The sequence below is a fragment of the Pseudomonas brassicae genome (assembly GCF_010671725.1).
In the GTDB taxonomy this organism is placed as follows: domain Bacteria; phylum Pseudomonadota; class Gammaproteobacteria; order Pseudomonadales; family Pseudomonadaceae; genus Aquipseudomonas; species Aquipseudomonas brassicae.
This window is the reverse complement of sequence record NZ_JAAHBU010000249.1, coordinates 1-7348: the sequence shown is the minus strand read 5'-3', so window position 1 is coordinate 7348 and position 7348 is coordinate 1. Positions and strand designations below refer to the sequence as shown.

Genomic DNA, 7348 nt, shown 5'->3' with positions numbered 1-7348 from the left:
GCTTGCCAGCGAAGGCGGCGTAACGCTCAGTGAGACCCCTGCGCGCCCGCCAACACCTCACACAAGCGCGCCGTCGCTTCGATCATCTGCCCACTGGGCCGCTCCAGGCCTTTGTCCGGCACCCGCAACAGCTGCCCGCGCTGCACCGCCGCCACCTGCGGCCATGCCTTCCAGGCGTCCAGCTGCGCCTGATCCCCCGCCAGGATCACCTCGGGATTACGCTGCAGCACACTCTCCACGCTCACCTGGGGCGCCGGCAACGCCAGCTCATCGAACACATTGCGCGCGCCACACACCGCCAGCGCATCACTGATGATCTGACCGCCCCCCACGGTGTACAGCGGCGTATCCCACACCTGATAGAACACGCGCAGCGGCCGTTCGCGCCGGTACTGCTCACGCAACTGCGCCAACCGTGCGCGCAGGTGCTCTGCCCGCTCGCGCGCAACCTGCGCGCGCCCCAGGCGCACACCGATGGCTTCGATATGGTCGATGAGTTGATCAAGGCTGTGCGGCTCGACGCTGTATACAGGCACGCCGAGGCGATTGAGCTGTTCGCGCTGTGCCAGCGGCACGCTGGCGGGCCACAACAGTACCAGGTCGGGTTGAAGGCTCAGCAGGCGCTCCAGTTCGAGCTGGCCATAGCGCCCCACCGAGGGCACCTGCGCCAGCGCCGCCGGACGCTCTCCCGCATCGAGCACGCCCACCAGCAGCTCGCTGGCGTGCAGCTCAACGACGATTTCAGACAGCGAAGGCGCCAGGCTGACCACCCGCGACGCCGCAGCCAGTGGCCCGCACAGGGCGAGCAGCACCAGCAGCAACGCGCTGCGCATCAGCCGAGCTGGCGAGGAATGCGGTACAGGTAGAGGATCACCGTGCTGGAAATGGCCAGCAGAATCTGCGGTACCGCCTCCAGCCCGATGAACACCGACAGCGCGCCGACCCAGGCCGGCAGGCAAGCGAACAGCATGGCCAGGCGGCGCACCCGCGCCAACTCGATCCAGGCGGCCGGCTCGGCCGAGCTGTCGAGGGCTTTTTCAGTGGCGATCAGCGCGCGCTTGTAGGCGCCAAAACGCGGCAGGCTGAAGAACATCGATGCCACACCAGCGAGAAACACCGGCATCGCCAGCATCGGGATCATCGGCGCCATGCCGCCAAAGGCCCAGGCCAACACCAGCAACGGCAGCAGCGCAATGCCCAGGTGCTGCCACCAGGCAAATGCCAGACGCCGCTTGACCTGGCCGCGGGTCACGCCCGACCGGCCTCGCCCTGGTGCTCGTTGCCCATCATGTGGCCGAGCTTGCCGGCCTTGGTGGCCAGGTAGTGCTTGTTGTGCGGGTTGTGCCCGGTGTGCAGCGGCACCCGTTCGGCCACCGCAACACCCATGGCGGTCAGCGCCTTGACCTTGCGCGGATTGTTGGTCATCAGCCGCAGCGCGGTGACCCCAAGGTGCGCGAGCATTGGCTGGCACATGGCGTAGTCACGCTGGTCGGCGGCAAAGCCCAGGCGCTCGTTGGCCTCGACGGTGTCGGCGCCGCCATCTTGCAGTTCGTAGGCACGGATCTTGTTCAGCAGGCCGATGCCGCGCCCTTCCTGGCGCAGGTACAACAGCACGCCGCGGCCCTCGCGGGCAATCGCCTGCAGCGCCGCCTCGAGCTGCGAACCGCAGTCGCAACGCTGGCTGAACAAGGCATCGCCGGTCAGGCATTCGGAATGCAGGCGCCCCAGTACCGGCTCACCATCGGCAACATCACCCAGGCTGAGCACGACGTGCTCGCGACCGGTGGCTTCATCGAGAAAACCATGCATGGTGAAGGTGGCAAAAGGGGTAGGCAGCTTGGAAGCGGCAACAAAGACGACGGGCACCTTGTGCTCCTGATCAGTAACGTGAAATTTGACGTGGGGCGATTGTACCAGCAGCGCGTAGGCACTGCTTAGGCTGAATGCTTGGGCTGACAGATCGAGAAGTTCGATACTGCTCAGTGCGCCGCCCGGACCGCCTCGAACGGATAGGGCTGCTTCCAGCGCGCAAAGATTTCGCGCAAGGCCCCGCTGGCGATGAGTTCGTCCATGCGCCGGTCGAACAGCTCCTTGAGCGCGCGCGCTTCGTCGGTGCGCGCAAAGGCCAGGTACAACGGCAGTTCGACCAGGTGGGTACGCTGGTAGCGCGCCGGGTCACTGGCCTGCTCGTAGACGTAATCGACCTCGGTTTTCGCATCGATGTAGAAGTCCACGCGCTTGCGCTCCAGCATCGGCAGGATGCCTTCACGGCGCTGCACCTCGCGAAACTCCTTCACGTTGGGCAAGTAGTGCTGGTAGTCGTAGCCGCGCACCCAGGAGAGCTTGTAGCGCCCGAGACTGTCGAGCGTGGGCGGCGCCTTGCTGGCCAGCCCGAGGGCATAGATGTGGTCACTGTCGAAGGCGTGCCGCGGGTACAGGTAGTCGGCGCTTTCTTCATGGTAGGAGCCCACCCAGGCATCCGCCTCGGCGCGCTTGACCAGGCCTACTGCACGGCTGTAGGGCACACTGAGCACCTGCACCTTGACCCCGGCCGGCTCGAACACCTTGCGCAGCACGTCCCAGGCCACCCCGCTGCCATCGGCATTGGTGTAGTCCTGCCACTCTTCACTGGCCAGACGCACGGTCGTGGGCAGCGCTACCGGCTCGGCGGCGCGCACCGCGCCGGCAACCAGCAGCAACAACAGCAACACCACTCGCCATCCGCGCATCGGACCACTCCCTCAGGTGAAACTCCATACCAGCAGTTGCATGCCCAGCCAGGCAAACACGCCCGCCAGCACATCGTCGAGCATGATGCCGAAACCGCCATGCACATGCCGGTCGACCCAACGGATCGGCCATGGCTTGAGAATGTCGAAGAAGCGGAACATCAGGAAGCCTGCCAACAACCATAGCCAACCCTCCGGCACCAGCCAGAGGGTTATCCACATGCCGACCATTTCGTCCCAGACGATGCCCTCGTGATCGTGCACGCGCAGGTCATCGGCCACCTTGCCACACAGCCACACGCCGAACAGCATGGTCAGCCCCAGCATCAGCCAGTAGCCCCAGTCGGGCAGCATCTGCCACAGCGGGATGAACGGCACGGCCACCAGTGAGCCCCAGGTGCCCGGCGCCTTGGGCAAGGTACCGGAGCCGAAGCCGAAGGCCAGGAAATGCCAGGGGTTGCGCCATACCGAAGGCGGCACGTTTTCCGCTGGCACCTGGTTGGGGTGATCGGTCACGGTGTCTCCCTAAAATGTTGGTAGCCCCGTGAAGTCGGGGTGATGTGCGCACCGGTGCGGTCATGCAGGCTGACGCCGCTGCCGGCCTCGACCCGCCCAACCACATGCACCGGCCACCCTGCAGCCTGCAGGTCGGCCAGGTACGCGGGCGGCAAGGTAAACGCGATAACGTAGTCGTCACCACCGGCCAGCGCGGCCTGCCGTGCCCCGTCCAGGCCCAGCAAGCCTTGCAGCGCCGCGCTCAGCGGCAGCCGCTCGAGCTCGACCGCAAGCGCCACGCCCGAGGCCGTGGCGATATGCCCACAATCGGCCAGCAGGCCATCGGAGATGTCCAGCGCTGCACTGGCCTTGCCACGCAGCGCCTGGCCCAACGCCAGTTGCGGCGACGGTGACCAGTAATGCGCCAGCAGCGGCTCGGCCAGCGCCGGCTCGGCATGACGTTCACCCAGCACCAGCGCCAGCGCACCGGCGGCATTGCCCAACTCACCACCGACGCACAGCAGGTCACCGGGCTGCGCACCGCTGCGGGTCAGGGCCTGGCCCGCTGGCACCCGTCCGAAAACGGTCATGGTCAGGCTCAACGGCCCGCGCGTGGTATCGCCCCCCACCAGGCTCAGGCCGCAGTGCAGGGCCATGCGACTCAAACCCTGGGCATAGGCTTGCAGCCAGTCGGCGCGTACCTCGGGCAGGGTCAGGGCAAGGGTAAAGGCAATCGGGGTGGCGCCCATGGCGCCAGGTCACTGGCGGCCACCGCCAGCGAGCGCTGGCCGAGCAACAGCGGGTCACAGACGGCCGGGAAATGCACCCCGGCCACCAGCGTATCGGTAGATACGGCCAATTGCTCGCCGGCCGGCAAGGCCAGCAGGGCACAATCGTCACCGATCCCCAGGGCGACTCCGTCGCCGGCCTGCGCGCAGGGCGCGGCGGCGAAATAGTGGCGGATCAGCTCGAATTCACCCATGGGCAAGCAGCGCCGGAATCAGCGCTTGAACGCCTTCACTTCGGCTTCGCGAAGCGTGGTGCCAGCTTGTCGAGCACACCGTTGACGAACTTGTGCCCGTCGGTCGCGCCATACACCTTGGCCAGCTCGATGCCTTCGTTGATGACCACGCGGTACGGTACGTCGACACGCTTGAGCAACTCCCAGGTAGACAGGCGCAGCACCGACAGCTCGACCGGGTCGAGCTCTTCGAGCACGGTGTCCAGGCAGGGCTTCAGGGCTTCGTCGATCTCGCCGCGGATGGCCGGCACGCCGTGCAGGATCTCGCGGAAGTAGGCACCGTCGACATCGGTGAAATCGTTATCGACCCGGAACTGCGCTTCGATCTCGTTCAGCGAGTGCTTGGCCATGTGCCATTGGTACAGGGCCTGGGTCGCGAGCTTGCGGGCTTCGCGACGCTTGGCGCTCTTGGATGGCTTGCCAGCGTCCGCAGGTTTTGGATCGCGCGGGTTGAAACGATCGCTTTCGTCGCTAATCACTTGGCCTCCAACTGCGCCAGCAGGCTGACCATTTCCAGGGCGGACAGGGCCGCTTCGGCGCCCTTGTTGCCGGCCTTGGTGCCGGAGCGCTCGATGGCCTGTTCGATCGAATCGACGGTCAGCACGCCAAAGGCAACCGGTACGCCGAACTCCATGGACACCTGGGCCAGGCCCTTGGTGCATTCACCCGCCACGTATTCGAAGTGCGGGGTACCACCACGGATCACGGCGCCCAGGGCGATGATCGCGGCGTATTCGCTTTGCTGGGCGACCTTCTGGGCCACCAGCGGGATCTCGAACGCACCCGGGGCACGGATGATGGTGATGTCGCTTTCGCTCACGCCATGGCGAACCAGGGCATCAACGGCACCGCTTACCAGGCTTTCGACGACGAAGCTGTTGAAGCGGCCAACCACCAAAGCATAGCGACCTTTGGGGGCAATGAAGGTACCTTCGATGGTCTTCAGGGACATTGCGGGTTCTCATCTTAAAGAGCCAGGCCGCAAACGGTGCGGCCTGTGGGAGTTTTGTTCCGAATCGACAGCGTAAAAACAGCCGCTGCTTTATTCGGAGGGCACGTATTCTACAACTTCCAGATCGAATCCGGATATCGCATTGAACTTCATTGGTGAACTCATCAGGCGCATCTTGCGCACGCCGAGGTCACGCAGGATCTGCGAACCGGCACCCACGGTGCTGTAGGTGGTCGGCGTCTTGGCCTGGACATTGTCGCCGGCGCTTTCACGGATGTGTGCCAGCAGCACGTCACCGTCCAGTGGGTGGCCGAGCAGCAGCACCACGCCGCTGCCGGCCTCTGCCACGGCGCTCATGGCCGCGCGCAGGCTCCAGCGGCCGGGCTGCTTGACCAGCAGCAGGTCACGCAGCGGATCCATGTTGTGCACCCGCACCAGGGTCGGTTCTTCAGCGCAGATCTTGCCCAGGGTCAGTGCCATGTGCACGTCGCCTTCCACCGAATCACGGTAGGTCACCAGGTTGAACTGGCCCAGTTCGCTGTCCAGCGGCTGCTCGGAAATCCGCTGAATGGTACGTTCGTGGATCATGCGGTAGTGGATCAGGTCGGCGATGGTGCCGATCTTGATGTTGTGCTCGGCGGCGAACACCTCGAGCTCGGCACGACGCGACATGGTGCCGTCGTCGTTCATCACTTCGCAGATCACCCCGCTCGGCTCGAACCCGGCCATGCGCGCCAGGTCGCAGGCAGCTTCGGTGTGGCCGGCACGGGCCAGGGTGCCACCAGGCTGGGCCATCAGCGGAAAGATGTGGCCCGGGCTGACGATGTCTTCAGCCTTGGCGTCCTTGGCCGCCGCCGCTTGCACGGTGCGCGCGCGGTCAGCCGCGGAAATGCCGGTGGTGACGCCTTCGGCGGCTTCGATCGACACGGTGAACTTGGTGCCGAAACCGGAGCCGTTGCGCGGCGCCATCAGTGGCAGCTTGAGCAGCTCGCAGCGCTCGCGCGACATCGGCATGCAGATCAGGCCACGGGCGTGCTTGGCCATGAAGTTGATGTGTTCGGCCTTGCAGCACTCGGCGGCCATGATCAGGTCGCCTTCGTTTTCGCGGTCTTCGTCATCCATGAGGATGACCATTTTGCCCTGGCGAATGTCTTCGACCAGTTCTTCGATGCTGTTGAGCGCCACGCGGCACCCCCTTCTAAATCAGGATTTCAGGTAGCCGTTGGCGGCCAGGAAACTTTCGGTGATGCCACCCTTGCCCGACTCGGCAGCCTTGTCGCCCAGCAACAGGCGCTCCAGGTAGCGGGCCAGCAGGTCGACCTCAAGGTTGACCCGACGCCCGGAGCGGTAGTCGGCCATGATGGTTTCGGCGAGGGTGTGCGGCACGATGGTCAGCTCGAACTCGGCGCCATCGACCTGATTGACCGTCAGGCTGGTGCCATCGACGGTGATCGAGCCCTTGTGGGCGATGTACTTGGCCAGTTCGGCCGGCGCACGCAGGCGGAACTGATGGCGCGTGCGTTATCGCTGCGCGAGATGACTTCGCCGACGCCGTCGACGTGGCCGCTGACCAGGTGGCCACCGAGACGGCTGCTGGGGGTCAGGGCTTTTTCCAGGTTGACCCGGCTGCCTACCTTGAAGTCGGCAAACGCGGTGCAGTCCAGGGTTTCACGGCTGACGTCAGCCCAGAAACCGTCGCCTGGCAGTCCGACTGCGGTCAGGCACACACCGTTGACGGCAATGCTGTCGCCGAGTTTCACATCACCCAGGTCGAGCTTGCCGGTTTCAACGTAAACCCGTACATCGCCGCCCTTGGGGGTGAGTGAACGGATGCTGCCGATGGATTCGATAATGCCGGTAAACATGAGTCCTCCTCGAGAACAGGCCGCGCAAGGCGCAAGCCGCGAATTATACGCCGGGCGCAGGCACGGGGATGGCAGTGACCCGCCAGTCATCGCCTACCGCACGCATTTCAGTGATGTGGAGCGCCTGCGCCTGGCTCATCCTGGCCAATGGCCAATCGAGCAGGGGGCGGGCGCTGGAGCCTAGAAACTTGCCGGCGATGAAGATCTGGTACTCGTCCACCAGGCCCAGTTGCGCAAAGGCGCCAGCCAGGCGCGGCCGGCTTCGACCAGCACTTCGCTGGCACCG

7 protein-coding genes and 4 pseudogenes are annotated in these 7348 nt (G+C 65.2%); all 11 read right to left on the bottom strand.

What is annotated here, in order from left to right; genetic code table 11:
- Positions 1–26: 26 nt before the first annotated feature.
- Positions 27–833 carry a cobalamin-binding protein gene (locus G3436_RS17035; RefSeq protein WP_178116496.1) on the bottom strand — a complete coding sequence of 269 codons (807 nt, stop codon included), beginning with the start codon at positions 831–833 and terminating at the stop codon, positions 27–29.
- Positions 833–1252 carry an MFS transporter gene (locus G3436_RS17030; RefSeq protein WP_163947215.1) on the bottom strand — a complete coding sequence of 140 codons (420 nt, stop codon included), beginning with the start codon at positions 1250–1252 and terminating at the stop codon, positions 833–835. The genes G3436_RS17035 and G3436_RS17030 overlap by 1 nt, the downstream gene beginning before the upstream one ends.
- A complete protein-coding gene (ribA, locus tag G3436_RS17025; RefSeq protein WP_163947212.1) occupies positions 1249–1866 on the bottom strand; it encodes a GTP cyclohydrolase II in 618 nt (205 codons plus the stop codon). Before ribA ends, G3436_RS17030 begins: the two co-directional genes overlap by 4 nt.
- 113 nt (positions 1867–1979) lie before the next feature.
- A complete protein-coding gene (locus G3436_RS17020; protein WP_163947209.1) occupies positions 1980–2729 on the bottom strand; it encodes a substrate-binding periplasmic protein in 750 nt (249 codons plus the stop codon).
- 12 nt (positions 2730–2741) lie between these two features.
- Positions 2742–3245 carry a phosphatidylglycerophosphatase A gene (locus G3436_RS17015; RefSeq protein WP_163947206.1) on the bottom strand — a complete coding sequence of 168 codons (504 nt, stop codon included), beginning with the start codon at positions 3243–3245 and terminating at the stop codon, positions 2742–2744.
- Positions 3242–4206 (bottom strand): annotated as a pseudogene (gene thiL / locus G3436_RS17010) (thiamine-phosphate kinase). The gene G3436_RS17015 and the pseudogene thiL overlap by 4 nt, the downstream one beginning before the upstream one ends.
- Before the next feature lie 18 nt (positions 4207–4224).
- Positions 4225–4724, bottom strand: a pseudogene (gene nusB / locus G3436_RS17005) (transcription antitermination factor NusB).
- A complete protein-coding gene (gene ribH, locus G3436_RS17000) occupies positions 4721–5197 on the bottom strand; it encodes a 6,7-dimethyl-8-ribityllumazine synthase (protein ID WP_043861893.1) in 477 nt (158 codons plus the stop codon). Before ribH ends, nusB begins: the two are co-directional and overlap by 4 nt.
- Positions 5198–5287: 90 nt before the next feature.
- Positions 5288–6382 carry a bifunctional 3,4-dihydroxy-2-butanone-4-phosphate synthase/GTP cyclohydrolase II gene (gene ribBA, locus G3436_RS16995; protein ID WP_163947201.1) on the bottom strand — a complete coding sequence of 365 codons (1095 nt, stop codon included), beginning with the start codon at positions 6380–6382 and terminating at the stop codon, positions 5288–5290.
- An 18-nt stretch (positions 6383–6400) separates the two neighbouring features.
- Positions 6401–7062, bottom strand: a pseudogene (locus tag G3436_RS16990) (riboflavin synthase).
- Positions 7063–7105: 43 nt separating this feature from the next.
- Positions 7106–7348: pseudogene (locus tag G3436_RS16985) on the bottom strand (RibD family protein); the annotation flags it as partial.